Source organism: Halorientalis brevis, assembly GCF_042678165.1.
Lineage (GTDB): Archaea > Halobacteriota > Halobacteria > Halobacteriales > Haloarculaceae > Halorientalis > Halorientalis brevis.
On the sequence record NZ_JBHUDJ010000015.1, the window covers coordinates 203,764 to 217,793 of the forward strand.

General features: G+C 60.6%; 15 protein-coding genes. 3 read left to right on the top strand and 12 right to left on the bottom strand.

Annotation, left to right across the window (positions count from 1 at the left end; all coding sequences use genetic code 11):
• The first annotated feature begins 1 nt into the window (after nt 1).
• Complete coding sequence (locus ACFR9U_RS20990; RefSeq protein WP_247381072.1) at nt 2-586, top strand: hypothetical protein; 585 nt, start codon at nt 2-4, stop codon at nt 584-586.
• Between the two features lie 86 nt (nt 587-672).
• Here the strand turns inward: ACFR9U_RS20990 and ACFR9U_RS20995 are convergent, their stop codons facing one another.
• The gene (locus tag ACFR9U_RS20995; protein WP_247381070.1) at nt 673-1,083 is read right to left on the bottom strand and encodes a DUF6788 family protein; all 411 of its coding nucleotides are present in this window, start codon (nt 1,081-1,083) and stop codon (nt 673-675) included.
• Nucleotides 1,084-1,909: 826 nt separating this feature from the next.
• Nucleotides 1,910-2,278, bottom strand: a complete 369-nt coding sequence (locus ACFR9U_RS21000) for a metal-dependent transcriptional regulator (protein WP_247381069.1) — start codon at nt 2,276-2,278, stop codon at nt 1,910-1,912.
• A gap of 611 nt (nt 2,279-2,889) precedes the next feature.
• On the opposite strand from ACFR9U_RS21000, the gene ACFR9U_RS21005 reads away from it, so the two are divergent.
• Nucleotides 2,890-3,216: a NifU family protein gene (locus tag ACFR9U_RS21005; RefSeq protein ID WP_247381067.1), complete on the top strand. Its 327-nt coding sequence runs from the start codon at nt 2,890-2,892 to the stop codon at nt 3,214-3,216.
• 197 nt (nt 3,217-3,413) lie between these two features.
• Here ACFR9U_RS21005 and ACFR9U_RS21010 read toward each other — a convergent pair whose 3' ends face one another.
• From ACFR9U_RS21010 to ACFR9U_RS21050, 9 genes are all read right to left on the bottom strand, one after another.
• Nucleotides 3,414-3,755, bottom strand: coding sequence for an ABC transporter transmembrane domain-containing protein (locus tag ACFR9U_RS21010; protein WP_247381065.1), 342 nt, complete (start codon nt 3,753-3,755; stop codon nt 3,414-3,416).
• Nucleotides 3,756-3,865: 110 nt separating this feature from the next.
• On the bottom strand, nt 3,866-4,765 hold the full coding sequence (locus tag ACFR9U_RS21015; RefSeq protein WP_247381064.1) for an ABC transporter ATP-binding protein: 900 nt from the start codon (nt 4,763-4,765) through the stop codon (nt 3,866-3,868).
• Entirely contained in the window at nt 4,765-5,805 is a 1,041-nt protein-coding gene (locus tag ACFR9U_RS21020; RefSeq protein ID WP_379815118.1) for a FecCD family ABC transporter permease, read from the bottom strand. Before ACFR9U_RS21020 ends, ACFR9U_RS21015 begins: the two co-directional genes overlap by 1 nt.
• Before the next feature lie 73 nt (nt 5,806-5,878).
• The gene (locus ACFR9U_RS21025; protein ID WP_247381059.1) at nt 5,879-6,820 is read right to left on the bottom strand and encodes an NAD(P)/FAD-dependent oxidoreductase; all 942 of its coding nucleotides are present in this window, start codon (nt 6,818-6,820) and stop codon (nt 5,879-5,881) included.
• Complete coding sequence (locus tag ACFR9U_RS21030; RefSeq protein ID WP_247381057.1) at nt 6,817-7,314, bottom strand: DUF7552 domain-containing protein; 498 nt, start codon at nt 7,312-7,314, stop codon at nt 6,817-6,819. The genes ACFR9U_RS21025 and ACFR9U_RS21030 overlap by 4 nt, the downstream gene beginning before the upstream one ends.
• Before the next feature lie 3 nt (nt 7,315-7,317).
• The gene (locus ACFR9U_RS21035) at nt 7,318-8,532 is read right to left on the bottom strand and encodes an ABC transporter substrate-binding protein (RefSeq protein WP_247381053.1); all 1,215 of its coding nucleotides are present in this window, start codon (nt 8,530-8,532) and stop codon (nt 7,318-7,320) included.
• A gap of 115 nt (nt 8,533-8,647) precedes the next feature.
• Nucleotides 8,648-9,802 carry a hypothetical protein gene (locus ACFR9U_RS21040; protein WP_247381051.1) on the bottom strand — a complete coding sequence of 385 codons (1,155 nt, stop codon included), beginning with the start codon at nt 9,800-9,802 and terminating at the stop codon, nt 8,648-8,650.
• A 317-nt stretch (nt 9,803-10,119) separates the two neighbouring features.
• Complete coding sequence (locus ACFR9U_RS21045) at nt 10,120-11,301, bottom strand: ABC transporter substrate-binding protein (RefSeq protein WP_247381049.1); 1,182 nt, start codon at nt 11,299-11,301, stop codon at nt 10,120-10,122.
• Nucleotides 11,302-11,414: 113 nt separating this feature from the next.
• On the bottom strand, nt 11,415-12,428 hold the full coding sequence (locus ACFR9U_RS21050) for a HEAT repeat domain-containing protein (RefSeq protein WP_247381047.1): 1,014 nt from the start codon (nt 12,426-12,428) through the stop codon (nt 11,415-11,417).
• A gap of 512 nt (nt 12,429-12,940) precedes the next feature.
• Between ACFR9U_RS21050 and ACFR9U_RS21055 the strand changes: the two genes are divergently transcribed.
• Nucleotides 12,941-13,459 (top strand): OsmC family protein, encoded by a 519-nt coding sequence (locus ACFR9U_RS21055; protein ID WP_247381045.1) that lies wholly within the window; start codon nt 12,941-12,943, stop codon nt 13,457-13,459.
• A 104-nt stretch (nt 13,460-13,563) separates the two neighbouring features.
• On the opposite strand, the gene ACFR9U_RS21060 is transcribed toward ACFR9U_RS21055, so the two are convergent.
• Complete coding sequence (locus ACFR9U_RS21060) at nt 13,564-13,968, bottom strand: DUF2267 domain-containing protein (protein ID WP_247381043.1); 405 nt, start codon at nt 13,966-13,968, stop codon at nt 13,564-13,566.
• Between the last annotated feature and the right edge of the window lie 62 nt (nt 13,969-14,030).

Genomic DNA, 14,030 nt, shown 5'->3' on the forward strand with positions numbered 1-14,030 from the left:
CATGACCGACGAGTGGGTTCCAGTCGAGGAGGTGACAGACCAGCCCGCGGACAGCACGCCGCAGTTCGAAATCCAGACGTCCTATCGGTCGGCTGGAACGCACGTCGTGATCGGCACTGATTCGGCGGGGCCGATCGGGTCGGAGAACTTCGTCCAGGTCTCTGGCGCCGAGTACTCGCTGACACGGCACTTCTATTTCGAGTCCGTTGCCAGGGATCGGCTGACGTCGTTTGCTGATCGCCTCGTCCACGACGAGGCGTTTCGGTCACGCAGCCTCGCTGGCACGGCGGACTGGAAACAGGTCGCAGATATCTACGGGGAGGCCTCACGGCGAATCGAGGCCGTCTTCGAAGACCGGGGTCTCCTCACTCACCGTATCGGGCAGACGAGCGAGACAGACCGGTACGAACGCGCAACGGACTGTCTGCACGCGATCTGTGAAGACGCGTTCCACGAAATCGATCGCCAGGTGCGAAGCGACGACCTGATCGACGGGCTCGATACGTTCATCGCCGACTGTCTCGATCGAGCCCGCGAGGAAGCGGCGACGATCGCGGATCGCGCGGAGACACACCGGATCGACTGAACACAGGTCCCGCCGTCCTGCTGGATCGACGGGCGTGCATTCTCACTCACAGCTTCGACTGCGACCGCTCGCTCGCTGCTTCGGGCTCAGTCGGTCGAGTTGACGGGACCTTTGTACTTCGACTTGATCTGGTCGCCGTCACGCCACTGCCAGTAGTAGTAGCGGTTGCCGTTGATCTCCTTGACGGTGACCGTCGCTTTCGACGGAACGCCGTCGGGAGGATCGTCGGACTGCTGGTCTGACTGCTGGGCGGGCTTCTCGTCGGGCTGACTGCTCGACTGCCCGTCCGAGTCCTGCCCGGACTGCCCTGTCCGGTCCTCGTCACGACGGTCTCCCGGTGGGGTCGGCCGGCTCACACTGGCTGGTTCGTCACGATAGTCGGCGAGTTCGTCGGCGTACCTGGCGATTGCCCGGAGAACCACCGGTGACTGCTCGGCGAGCGTCCGCTCGATTTCGGCCGGGAGTTCCGCCGGTGGCGTCGGTGGTGACTCTGCCATCTTCGGTCTGTTACCCAACGTGAAGCCCACGACCATAGAGTTGTAGGGTGACACACTGGTCAGAACGCCGCTGTGTCGACTGCAGAGAGCGTGCGACCTTCGAGTCGACCGGGTTCGCTTCCAGTCGTGGACGCTCCCCCATCAGGCCTCATAACAGAAATAGTATATATTCAAACCACAGGCTAGCAGTGTCGACTATCATTTTTTCTACGAGTCTTGACGAGTGGGGGCTTGGCCAGATTTCATCCAGAGTCTGGATGCGAGTCGCTGTCGTCGTGCCTTCATTGCCAACTGACACAGCTGAGTATGAAATCAATCGCCGATTGAATGAGGGCCGTATTGCGCGACCGAAGCTAATCAAAAGAGAAATGATGACTAGAAATAGGATGTGTCTATCCAGATACAAGAAATCATTGCCTTGACGCTAAGCAGCTTCGGTAAGAGATGTCGACTGCTGTGAACAGCGTTGATTTGCGTCGAGGCAAGATAGTCACCATGAGACCGATGAGCCGTGAACAGAACTTCGTGATCATCCCCTTCGAAGAGGGTGAACGGTGTCATGACGCGAGGCGGACCTCGCAGTAAGCGAGTACGGTTGTGGGCAGGTATCTATGTCGGGATCTTCGGGACGGAAGACCTCGACGACGAAACAGATACAACTGACAGGACATCCGGAACCGTGAGCGAACACTGACGACCCGCGGCCTTCGAATGAATCGCCGTAGCGCTGACTCGGTTTCCGTCGAATAAATTGGCTTCATGTATTTTCTATCTTCACGGTCGTCAGCCACGCTGTGGCTGTCTCGATCACCGCTTTAGAATAGCATCACTCTGGCTCTTCCTCCGATAGCAACAGTGAGGTCAGACGGTCGGTCACATCGGCACTGACAGCACCCGCTAGCTGCATAGCTTCCTGTTCGTAGGTATCTAAACCGAGGACGTCGCGGAAGAACCACGACAGCGTGACGTACCGTTCATGAAGATCTGTTGCCGTCGTTCGTCCCTCACAGGTCAACGTTGCTCCATTATACGGCTCGTGACTAACGAGCCCTTTCGAGTCGAGTCGCTGTAGCATCTCTGTCGCTGCTGCGGGCGATTTCCCGACGGTGTCTGCTATTTCCCCTGGCGGAATTGGCGGTGACTGTTGCTGTTCTTTGATATACAGGACGAGTAAATAGTGCGACGCCCCAGTCATCGACAGCGTCGCAATCGATGAAGTGGGAACATCGACGACCTCGCAATCAAACTAGAACGTGCGATCCTGACTGGAAAGTCCCGTGAACAGGTCAGGTTCGCGTCCCGTTCCGCCATCATTCGTCTTCGGATGTCTGTGGGTTCCGCTTGCTGGAATCGGTTGTATACCTGTTTGCGGATCGTTGATCGATGATCGAGCTCTTCACCGTCTCATCTCTTTCTCCCGGGCCAAAGACACCAATATAGACGTCTGCCCACAGTTGGGCACGTCTACTACGTGGGCCAAACATACATGTTTTAGGCTAGCCTAAAAACAAATAACTCTACCGGATTAGGTTAGCCTAAACCATACCCTCCTCGAATCTTTAGGGTTGTCATTGAAGCTCTATAGCAGCGATCTGTCACTCTTCTCTGTTTTCTTCACAAGAGGCGGTAATACCGTGGCATGCGTTGCTGACTGGCCAGCAGGTTTAGGCAGTGCGAAAAGATCATATTCTATTTATATTGTCCCACATATTTGGAAAATCTGTTTCTGTGGACCTCTTCGCAGCCAATTTTAGGGTATCCGAAAGGCACAGATTTATTACATATTGGCACCTTTGTAGATCCGTTATGAGCGTTGAAAGCCTCGAACGACAAGCACGGAACTACCTGAGTAACAACGTCCCACAGATACAGGAACACGGTGGGCACTTCGAGATCGAGGACGCCGACACTGAAAGCGGAGAGGTGACGGTCGCTATCGGCGGCGCCTGCTCCGGATGTGGCATTGCACCGATGACAATGAAGGCGATCAAGCACCGCCTGCCAACAGAGGTAGACGACATCTCGAAGGTGACTGTCCGACGGGCCGGCGGGCCGCGGGCAGCTGTCATGCCGTCGATGATCGACGAAATGGAAGAAATGGAAGAGTACGAAGACTACGACCCGGCGTTCTGAAAAAGGCCAATCGCGACGGGACCGACACGTGGCGATGTTTTGGATGGGCAACCGTCCTCGAGTCTCCAGTGGGGTGTTATTTTTTCACCGACCACTGATATGAAGGGCTTCAATCAAATTGGGTTTTTGGGGAAGGGTCATCCACCTCGCCTACTTGGGGGAATACGAGCCATCAATCACGATTCCAAGAGGGGACACTACTTCTCCCCAGTCTCTTTGTTGTCGAAGAAAGTCATGTCGAGACGCTGTATCTTCTCGTCGGCGTCGGTCCGAATGCCGAACATCACCCCGTGGGCGAAGAAGTTCATCGCCACACCGCAAACCCACGCCAGTAGTGCCGACAGCAGCAATGCAGTCCCGGCAAGTCCAGTAGAACGCCAGAACTGTGCCGCTGCCTCCGTGGGCAACCAGGTCTGAGGGACGAGCGGTAACGCGTACTCGCTTTCACAAGTAAATACGGCGTCGATGGCCGTACCGATGACGAGCGGCGTGACGAGCGTCGCGGCGTGTGTCCCGATGCTCGCAAGCAGTCCAAGCACGAGCTACCGCGAATGGGAGTGTCCGTACTGCCTGGACAGCCCCGTCAGTGGACTCGTGACTTAGTCGCGATATTCGTCGCTGAGCCCACCCGGATCAGCACTGGCCTGACTCATGCCGTCGACGCGTCGGCTGGCGGTTCTTCGCGTTCCGTTCCGTCATCCGGATCAGTTGCCATCCCCCCGTCGATCGGTCGCAGTGGCGTGATCTGTGGACTCCCGTTCGCACAGGAGACGGTCGCTTCGATTTGGAACACCTCCGCGAGGAGGTCCTCCGTGACGATCTCGCCGGGTGGGCCGCGGGCGAATATCGAGCCGTCTCTGAGCGCAACCATGTGATCGGCGTGGCGCGCCGCTTGGCTGATGTCGTGAAGCACGAGGACGACAGTGATGTCACGCTCGCTGCGAAGGGTTTCGACGACCTCCATCACCCGGAGCTGATGCTGGAGGTCGAGGAAGGTCGTCGGTTCGTCGAGCAGCAGCACGTTCGTCTCCTGGGCGAGTACCATCGCGATCCAGACGAGCTGTTTCTGCCCGCCGCTGAGACTCCCCAGGTCTCGGTCCCGAAGGTGTGTGACGCCAGCCAGCGACAGCGCGTCCTCGACTGCCGTTTCGTCCTCGTCGGTCACCGACTCGAAAAAGCCACGGTGGGGATACCGGCCGTGATACACCAGATCCTCGACAGTGAAGCCGTTAGGCACGATGTTCTCCTGGGAGAGCAAACCGAGGTTCTGCGCGAGTTGCTTGGTCCCCATCTCGGCCACGTCCTGCCCATCGAGCAGGACTGTGCCAGCGTCGATATCGAGTTGCGTCGCGAGTCCTTTCAGAAGCGTACTCTTCCCCGAACCGTTCGGGCCGACGAGCGCGGTCACTTCCCCTGGCGGGACAGCCACGGACTCGTCGTCGATAACCGGCTCGTCGGTCGAGGGATAGCCGATGACCAGCTCGTTGCCATCAAAAGAGGTCCCACGGGTGCGATCTGTCGCCGTCCGGGCTGTCGGGTGCTCGCGCATCAGACCTCTCCCAGTTGTTCCTGTCGCCGCATCAGATACAGGAAGTACGGCGTGCCGATCAGGCCGGTCACGATGCCGACGGGTATCTGCGTCGGACTCAACGCGAGTCTCGCCCCCACGTCGGCAGCGACCATCAACGCCGGGCCGGCGAAAACACAGCCCACGATCAACCGCTTGTAGTCGCTTCCAACGATACTCCGGACCATGTGCGGGACGATCAGGCCGACGAAGCTGACGATGCCCGCGACGGCGATGCTGGCCGCCGCCGCGAGGACCGCGACCCCCGACAGCGCGAATCGGACGCGTTCGACGGACATTCCGAGCGACTTGGCAGTCGACTCCCCGAGCAGGAGGACGTTCAACTGCCGCGCTCCGCCGAGAGAGAGAGCCATCACGACGGCTGTCCACGGCAGGATCATCCGCACCTGTGCCCAGTCGACGCCGGTGAGCGAGCCGGTCGTCCACGCGATCGCCGACTGGACGACGCCGATGTCGTCGGCGAAAAAGAACAGCGCCGTCTGCAACGATCCGAACGCCGTCCCGACGATGACGCCCGCGAGGATCAACCGGACTGGACTCGTCCCGTTTTTCCACGCGATGAGATAGACGAGCAGGAACGCGGCGGCCCCACCCACGGCGGCGATCAGCGGAAGGAGAGTTGCCAGGCTCCCGAAGATCACGAGCGTGAGCAAGATTGCCAGCCCGGAGCCCGAGGAAACCCCGAGAATGAACGGACTCGCCAGTTCGTTCCGGGTGACTGCCTGGAAGATCGCCCCGGAGACGGCGAGGTTCATCCCGACGAACACCGCGACGAGCACGCGCGGGAGCCGGATGTTCCAGACGATGAGACTCTCCGTGTTCATCTCTGGCACTGCTTCACCGAGCAGGAAGGCGTCCCACGCGTGTGGGTTGAACAGCACGCTCGGATTGAACACCGCCTGCCAGGCCTCGACGATAGTCATCGAATACGCACCGAGACTCACCTGGACGAGCCCGCCAGCGAAGACGATGCCGACACTTCCGAACACGAGCGTCACCATCGAGCTATCGAGCCAGCCCAGTCTGGATCGAGCGGACGAGCGTCGCTTCTGCTGTGAACGCGAGACGGGTTCGTCAGTCATCGCCAGCCGTCACCTCACCAGTGTCGAGATACGCTTCGATGACGGCATCGTCGACTGCATCCAAGACGATTTCGTCGTCTACGTGGGCAGCGAGCCGGCGCTGTCCGCGCTCGGTTCGCGTCGCGATGTCACTCTTCGAGACGTACGTTTCCAACGTCGCGTCGATGACCGCCTCGCGCACACGTTCGATCGTCTCGCTGTCCCGGTCTAACCCATCGGGGACGCGCCCGTCGAACCACTCGCGCCACGCATCGCGGTCCTCCCACGTCTCGTCCAGTTCAGCCTCGCGACGGAGCCAGTCAGTGGGTTCCGCAACCTCGTCCCAGTAGCCGTCCTCGCGACGAACGTCGGCGATCAGATTGCGGCCGACCGTCGCACCGTGGCCGGCGGCGATGATCGCCTGGTCACCCACGCCAGCCAGCGGGCCGGCGACGTAGAGCCCGCCGATCGGCGTTCGGCCGTCGTCGTCGGGATAGTCGCGGTCGAAGAACTCCTCGGCCTCGCCGTCGTGTTCGTACGTCTCGAACATCGCGTCCGATGTCCCAAGTGGGCGGAGGTACTCCGCGTCGTACTTGGCGGCCGCGACGACGTGATCGGCTTTGACGACGCTATCCTCCTGTGTCTCGACCCGGAAGCCAGCGTCAGTCCGCTCGACCGATTCGACGAGGTCCGGCACGAGGTCACACCCAGCCTCAGTGACGTGGTCGTGTATGAGGTCGTAAAACGACTCGACGTCGATGCCGGCCGGGAACCCGAGGTAGTTCTCCAGGTAGGCACACCGCTTGAGCGAGGAGCGACCCCGATCGAAAACAGCCGTCTCGAGTCCGTAGCGGGCACAGAAGACGCCGGCTGAGCACCCTGCAGGACCGCCGCCGACGATGACGACGTCGTAGCTGTCTCGTGGCTCTGCGGTCGTGGCTCCCTCGTCTGTCATGCGTCCTCCGAGAGTTTCGAGTCCAGTTGGCGGGTGACGAACTCGTCGTCGAGCAGCGAGTCGGGGCCGGTGAAGTGGACGACCGTGCCGTTCTCGACGCGGAGCCACTCGTCGTTCCCGTTGCCTGCCAGGGTCACGGTCTGGCGCGCGTGGGGGAGGCCGTTCGCCCGGCGCTGGTCGGTCGCTTCCCGGACGCAAGCAACTTCCACGGCACCCTCCTCGACCGCAGAGACGACGAGTTCGTGCCGAGTCAGCGCCGGATCCAGTTCCCGCATCGCTTCGCGGTAGCGACGTGCGACAGCACAGGCCCGTTCGGCGTCGTCGTACGACTCGAACCGGGCGTCGGTCACTGGCTCGGGCTGGACGCCCGAGTCTCGACAGGCGACGACGAACTCGCCGTCCGACGTTCGGAGCTCCTCGATGCGGTCGCGTGCGATTCCAACCGTTTCGGCGAGGGACGTGGTTTCGTCGCAGCCATCCGTTGGTACGGGCACGACCTACACCTCTCCGTTGATGATGTCCGCGACCCGCTGGCGGTCGAACAGCTGATTCTCCTCGGGAACGTCGAGGGGTGCGTCCAGATCGAGCTCACCGAACTCCTCGGGATAGAACAGCCGTGCGGTCAGCTCGGTCTGGAAGGCGTTGATGAGTGGTCCTTGCTCTGCCGTCGGACCAGGAAGCACGCGCCCTTCCTGGACTGCGGTGAGTTTGCTTCCGACGTCGTCGTTCTCCATGGGTTCGACGAACTTCTCGCGGAACTGAGTGGCGTCGAAGGCGCCGTCGCCACCGGATGTCACCGACCCGGTCGTGATTCCCCAGTGCACGACGATCACGTCGGGATCCACTTCCAGCATCGTCTCGTAGTCTGTGAGTCCGTACTGGCCGGTTTCCACACCGGCGAACGCGTCTGCGTCGACCAGTTCGAGGTCACGGTACGGCTTCATCTCGTAGCCGTTATCCTCCAGGTAAAGGACGTAAAACTCACCTTTCTCCGGGGTTGACCCACCGTTTATCAGACCAATCGACGGCGTCTCTCCGTCTGCTGGGAGCCGTGACCGAAGGTCGGACTGCATCTCCTCGTGGAGTGAGAGCCACTCGTCGGTACGGGCTCGTTCGTCGAGAACCGTGCCGACGGCGTCGAAGGCCTCCAGCATCGACGGCGCCTTCTCCGGATAGTCGAGTTTCTGTTGCCACTCGCCTCTGATCCGGCGATTGTAACAGCCGAAAAACGGTGCGACCTTCTCGGCGATCTCGGTCGTATCAGCCTCATTCCAGTTGTCGTCCCACGCCCCGAGCAGATTCGGATCGATGAGAAAAGCGTCCGGATCGCGTTCGTACATCGTCTCTTTCGACCAGCCACCGTCCTGCCAGAGCGCCGGCCAGTCGGCGTCGTAGTCGACGTCGAAGCGATCGTAGAACAACGTCGGCGCGCTGTAGCGATCCGTTCGGAGTTTGTCTGCCTGGCCGAGCGATACCACCATGTCAGCCCAGCCCATGTTATATGTCGTCACCGACTGTGGAACCCCGTCGAACTCGACGTCACCGACTGGGAATAGATCGGCCGTGTACGTTCCCGTCTCCGGCGTGTGCTGCACGCTGTCACCCTCACCGAGCAGCTCTGAACAGCCAGCGAGTGCGCTCCCGCCGATGACCGTGGCACCTACCTGAACGTATTTTCTGCGTGTAACGTCACTCCCGCTTTGTCGTCCCATAGGTTTAGGCCAACCTAAACATACATACCGCTTTCGAATTTTTGGTCGGCCTAAAACACAGTAGTTGGTATTGCGACAGGTAGGAGATCGAGACAGCCGGAAGATTACCGGACAGTCAGTCTCCGCCAGGACCGTCGGTGATCGAGGGCATGTCGGCGACGTCGTCGTTGGAATCGAACTGCTCGTGGGCGAGCGTGATCTGCCAATCGGCCAGGGTGTCTGCTCCGTCCGCTTTGCCGGCCGCTGCCGTCGCTAGATCGTTACACCCGGGTTCGAGAACGGCAGTCGCGTCGGCCATTCCCTCGACGTTCGATTCGAACGCCGGCGTGGGGTCGAGGTCCTCGAACTTGCCGACGGCATCGCCGAAGTCATCGGCTGCCTCTCCGTACTCGGACATGGCAACGGAGTAGTTTCCGAGGTTGTACGCCCTGACTGCATCCCAAAGGTGAACCAGCCCGTCGATACCTGGATCGAACGCCTGCTTCATGTCGTCGATAGTCTCGATCTCGGCTCGCATCTGTTCGATCTTGTCGGAGACAGCAGCAGCGTCGAGCGGCTCGACCGAGCGCGCTGCCGACGCATCGATCGTCGCTTCGAGGTCGTCGAGTGCACGCTCGGTGTCACTACCGATGGCAACTGCCGCGTCGAGATAATCACCGAGCGTCGAGTGCGCCTCCTCGAAGAACTTGTCCCTAACGTCCTCAACCCACCAGTAGGCCGTTGCAAGGCGCTCTTGTTCTCGTGCTATCGTCTCCAGGAACCGTGCCATCGATTCGAGCTCTGCGATTGTCTGTTCCTGCTTGGGTGTCGATCGACTCGCTGCTGCCCATCCGAGCGTTCGGTCGGCGTCGTCGATAGCGGCGAGAACCTCGTCGTTTTTAAACGGATAACTCGCCGCTGTCACGTCTGCAAGTGCGTCTTCGTCTCCCTCGGTGAGAAACGCCGAATAGGCAGCGGCGAGCGCGTCCTGTGCAGCCGCAATATGTTGCGCCGTCGAATCCGTCTCTGTGGCGTCCGCAGACGATTCGATTCCCGTTTCTGACGGCGCGTCGGTCGTCTCCGTGTTCCTGGCTGCTGAATCTGTCGCCGTCGGCGTGTCAGTCGCTGTCTCGGTCGCCGTTCCAGACGTCGATGCCGTCGTATTTGTCGCCGTATCCGACGGAACCCGTGAACTCGCCGCTTCTGAACAGCCCGCTACTGCGACAGCCGCTGCTAGACCGAGATATCGTCGTCGATTGATGCCATCCTGCTGATTCGAGTTCCCTGCCATGATTTTTAGGCTGGCCTAAATCAATAAAGAACCTTCGAATTTTAGGTTGGCCTAAAACCCCGTCGTCGTGGGGGGTCTAGTAAAATCGCAGTCAGGACGGCTGAATCGTCGCGAAAACGCCGACGTACCGGGCTACCCCCTGACTTAGCGCCTCACCTTCATCGGTTGTTCAGCGGAGATGAATGGGTCGCCGTCAGCAGCGAACGCCACGCCACCGCGCTCAGTTCGGCACACCCGCCACACAGGCAGTTCCGGGATGTCGTAATCCGCCGGGTCGCGGTAACATCCCGCGATGGCCCACGTTCTGGCTCGCACGGTCAGAACGCTCCGTTGATGATGTCCGCAACCTCCTGGCGGTCGAACAGCTGTTCGTCGGCGGGGATCTCGGGATACGGCCCACCGTCGGAGATAGGCCACTCCCCGAACTGCTCGGGATAGAACTGCTTTGCACTCATCTCCAGCTGAAAGAGGTTCAGAATCGGTCCCTGGTAGCGCGCACCCTGCGGAAAGACACGGCCGTTCTCGACCGCAGAGATTTCCGAGGCGATGGGATGCGATGCGAGCGTCGCCCGGAGTTCGGTCATGCTCACGTCCGGCTGCATGCCACTGAGGAAGAGTATCACGTCGGGGTCAGCTTCAAGGAGCGCCTCGAAGTCGACATTGGATCCGGATTCGAGCGACCCTCCGAAGGCGTCGTGCGGTCGGAGGGGCCGGATGTGCGACGTGAGGAACCCGGGATTCCCCGTCGTGTACGCCCAGATTTTCTTTTCGACATCGGCGGCGGTGAGCAGCACCACGCTCGGACGCTCGACTTCCGGCGGGAGTCCGTCTTCGATCGTCCCGATAACGTCGGCATGGATGTTAGCGAGTGCCTCGTAGCGCTCCTCTTCGCGGAACACTTGTGCGACCTTCTCAAACTGCTCCCACAGGCCGTAGTACTCGTAGTCACCATCCCACTCGTCGATCGGCTCCTGATGACGGGCGCTCAACGAGTTGCCGAACCACGGGGCGATCTGCTCGCTGACCTCGTCGACATCGTCCATGCTCCACTTTTCGAGTTGCACCACTGACGCAGGGTCAGCCAGGTGGACGTCGCTGTCGAGGTCGTAGAGTTTCTCCTTGCTCGTCTGCCACGACGGATACAGGTTCGACCAGTCCAGCGAGACGCCGGGGAGCCGCGGCGTGAACTGGTTCCACGTCGCGTGATAGTACTCCGGCCCGTTGAGCGCATTGACGTCGTCGCCGCGGCCGAGCGCGAACGCCATGCCAGCGTGATGCGACAGCCGCGTGAAGATGCTCCGGGGCACCTCGTCGAACTCGACGGTGCCGACGGGTGACATCGTCACCGTATATGATTCCTGCCCTGAGTTGGCCGTCCCCTGTTCTGACCCGAGCAAATCCGAACAGCCAGCGAACGCGCCACCGACTGCCAGTGCACCGCCGTATTTTACGTAGTCTCTACGCGTCGGTCCATCGTTTTCTACCACGTCTCGTGCCATTGGCTTTAGGCTCGCCTAAACATACATACCACTTCCGGAATTTAGGCTGGCCTAAAGAATTATGAGTGAACAGATCGCTCGGGAGCAGACAGCGCAACCCTGGTCGAGAGCGGTTAGATGAGGGGGCGGCCACAGCCCGGACACATCGGTGGGTGTGCCTCACCGAAAGTCTGACCGCACTGCGGACACGACGTCTCGTCCGAGTCAGGACTCGTAATTTCCTCGACGATGCTGGGCGTTTCAGTGACGATCGTCTCATAGGTCCCGATTTCTTCGTCGAATTCCGGTGGTGACTCGTCGAGTTGGTGGAGTGCGAACGTCGCCCGAGTAGCAACGAACTGGCCGTCTTCACGGCAGGCCAGGAGGGACTCAGTTGCTTCCTCGACCGCATCCGGATCCGCTCGTGCAATCAGTCCGAGGGTTTCGGCTGCCCGGCCCCGAACGAATGGGACGTCGTCGTCGAGTCGGTCTCTCAGTTCGGGTTCGACGGCAGCCACGTAGATTGGTTCAGCAGTCGCGACGACCGCGAGCGTCGTCGTCAAATAATACCGAACCAAGTCCTCCTCGTCAGACAGATGCTCAGCAATATCGCTAGTCATCGTCCGGAGTGGTGCGGGATCACCGAAGGAGATGCGACAGAGTGCTTCACTCACGTAGTGACGAGTTTCGGTTCGATCCAGTGAGAGGGCGTTCAACAGTCGTGCGATTATCGTCGTCGTGTCCACGGCTTCGGGCGCCGTTTCGGCAACGTGGCCGAGTGCTTGTGCAGCCCTGCCACGGACGTAATAGAAGTCGTCAGAGAGGGCATCAGTGAGTGTCGAGCTGAGGTCGGCCACTGCGTTCGGTTGTGTCGCAGCGATGGTGGCGAGAACCTTGACCGCGGTGAGCCGTACCGAGCGATCACCCCCTGAGAGAACCGCTTCGAGCGTCGGGACAGCGGGTTCTAGAACGGCAGGCTCCACCTGTGCGACGGTTTCGAGTTTTCGAAGGAGCGTCTGCTGTGTGTCAGCAGGGAGCTTCAGCAGTTGCGGTATCGTGGCTGAAACGGCTCGTTGATCACCGTCAGTTAGTACCTGCGAGATGTCACGATGGATGTCTTTCACGTCCAGGCTCTCATCTTCGACCATCGTTCATTCCTGGTGGCACCGTTTGCTGGCTGCGTGATAGTACGTGCGGCCGGAAGCGCTCCAACCCATCTACCCGTGTTGGAAGGTTGGATCAGGCTCGACAGTGCCACAATTCAATGATAGCACGTGAGTATCCGCCTTCAGTTTTCGGCAGCCAGCAGTCGGGGACACCAGTTCAAACCCGAAGATAAGTATCGTTTCGACAGCGACACGCTAAGCGCTCCGAGGTGGGCCAAGTATGTGAAGTAGCGGGCCTACCATCGGTCGCAGTCTAACGAACCAGAGAATCCCACCTCGTTAACCCTCCGTATCATCGCCTCAGAAACCAATAAACAACTGGCTGACAGCCATGCAAACTGCGGATGTTCCCCGCCAGGTGCCCGAACTGCTACGCCAGTGGAGGATACTACGTTCGACGTACAGCCGAGTCGCGTGCAATCGTGATCCCAACTGCGTACTGAACGGATGCGGTATCCGCGTGTTCTTTCGGTGGTGGCCAGGCAACGATGCGTATGGGAGAGAGTAACTTGCGAGACGAGCAGGAACCGCTGAAGACCGAGTACGAGGAGAATCCGGACGCGGCACAGATCACGCTGACCGCGACCGGCGAGGAGCAAGACGACGTCCGGGCCTGCAACGTCGATCTCGGCCGGTCGATCTACGAGGCGGAACTCCACGAGGGAGCGGGCGGGCCAGGGGCTGCAGCCTGCTCTGGCGACCTGTTGCTCGGCGCGCTAGCGGCCTGCTCCCAGTTGACCGCCCAGGCCGTCGCAAAGAACTTCGGCGAAGACGTCGACGTCAGCGTCGAGGTGAGCGGTGATCTGGACCTCCGCGGGACGATGGGCATCGACGACGACGTGCCGGTCGGGTTCGAGGACGTTCGACTCGCAGTCACCGTCGACGGCGACCTCGACGCGGAGACGCAGGCCGCTCTCCAGACGTACACGGAGCGATACTGCGTAGTGTATCAAACGCTGCAAACGCCGCCACCCGTCGAGACCAGCTGGGAATTCACTGACGCGAACAAATAGCCCCGTTCGATCCTCGTGACGCGGTTCGCTGCAACGGGCGGCGATGACGACGGTGGACGACTGACCGTTCGCAGCGACTCGACGTGGCTCCCCTGCGAGATGCCTCACCCGGCGAGTTCGGCAGGCTCGAAGAGGCTCTCGAATTCGGCGGGGAGCTGATCGCGAGTCCGCTGCAGTTCCTCGTGCCCACCGTGGGCGGCGATCGTGGCGAGAATCGCCCGGGTGTGGCCGAGGGCCTCAGTCGGTTGCGTCCCGAACCCCTGTCGCTCTGCGACCTGCGACACGAACCGCTCGACCGATGGATCGTCGGGCGACTCTGCCCGGAACTCGGTCACTGCGTCCCCGAGCGCGCCGGGGAGCACGACGCCGAGCGCGTCTGCCTCCGTACTCGAGATGTACTCGCCGAACGTGAGGAGTGTCTCGATAGCTGCACGTTCCGCGTTGGCCAGATTGCCGATGTTCGCCCTGCTCGCGAAGTCGTCCATCAACGTGTCGTAATCCGTTCTCATGGAGGTTACACTCTCTACCTACGGCCCCCTCTTGAAGATTCGGGCCGCTCCCCCAGGGAGAG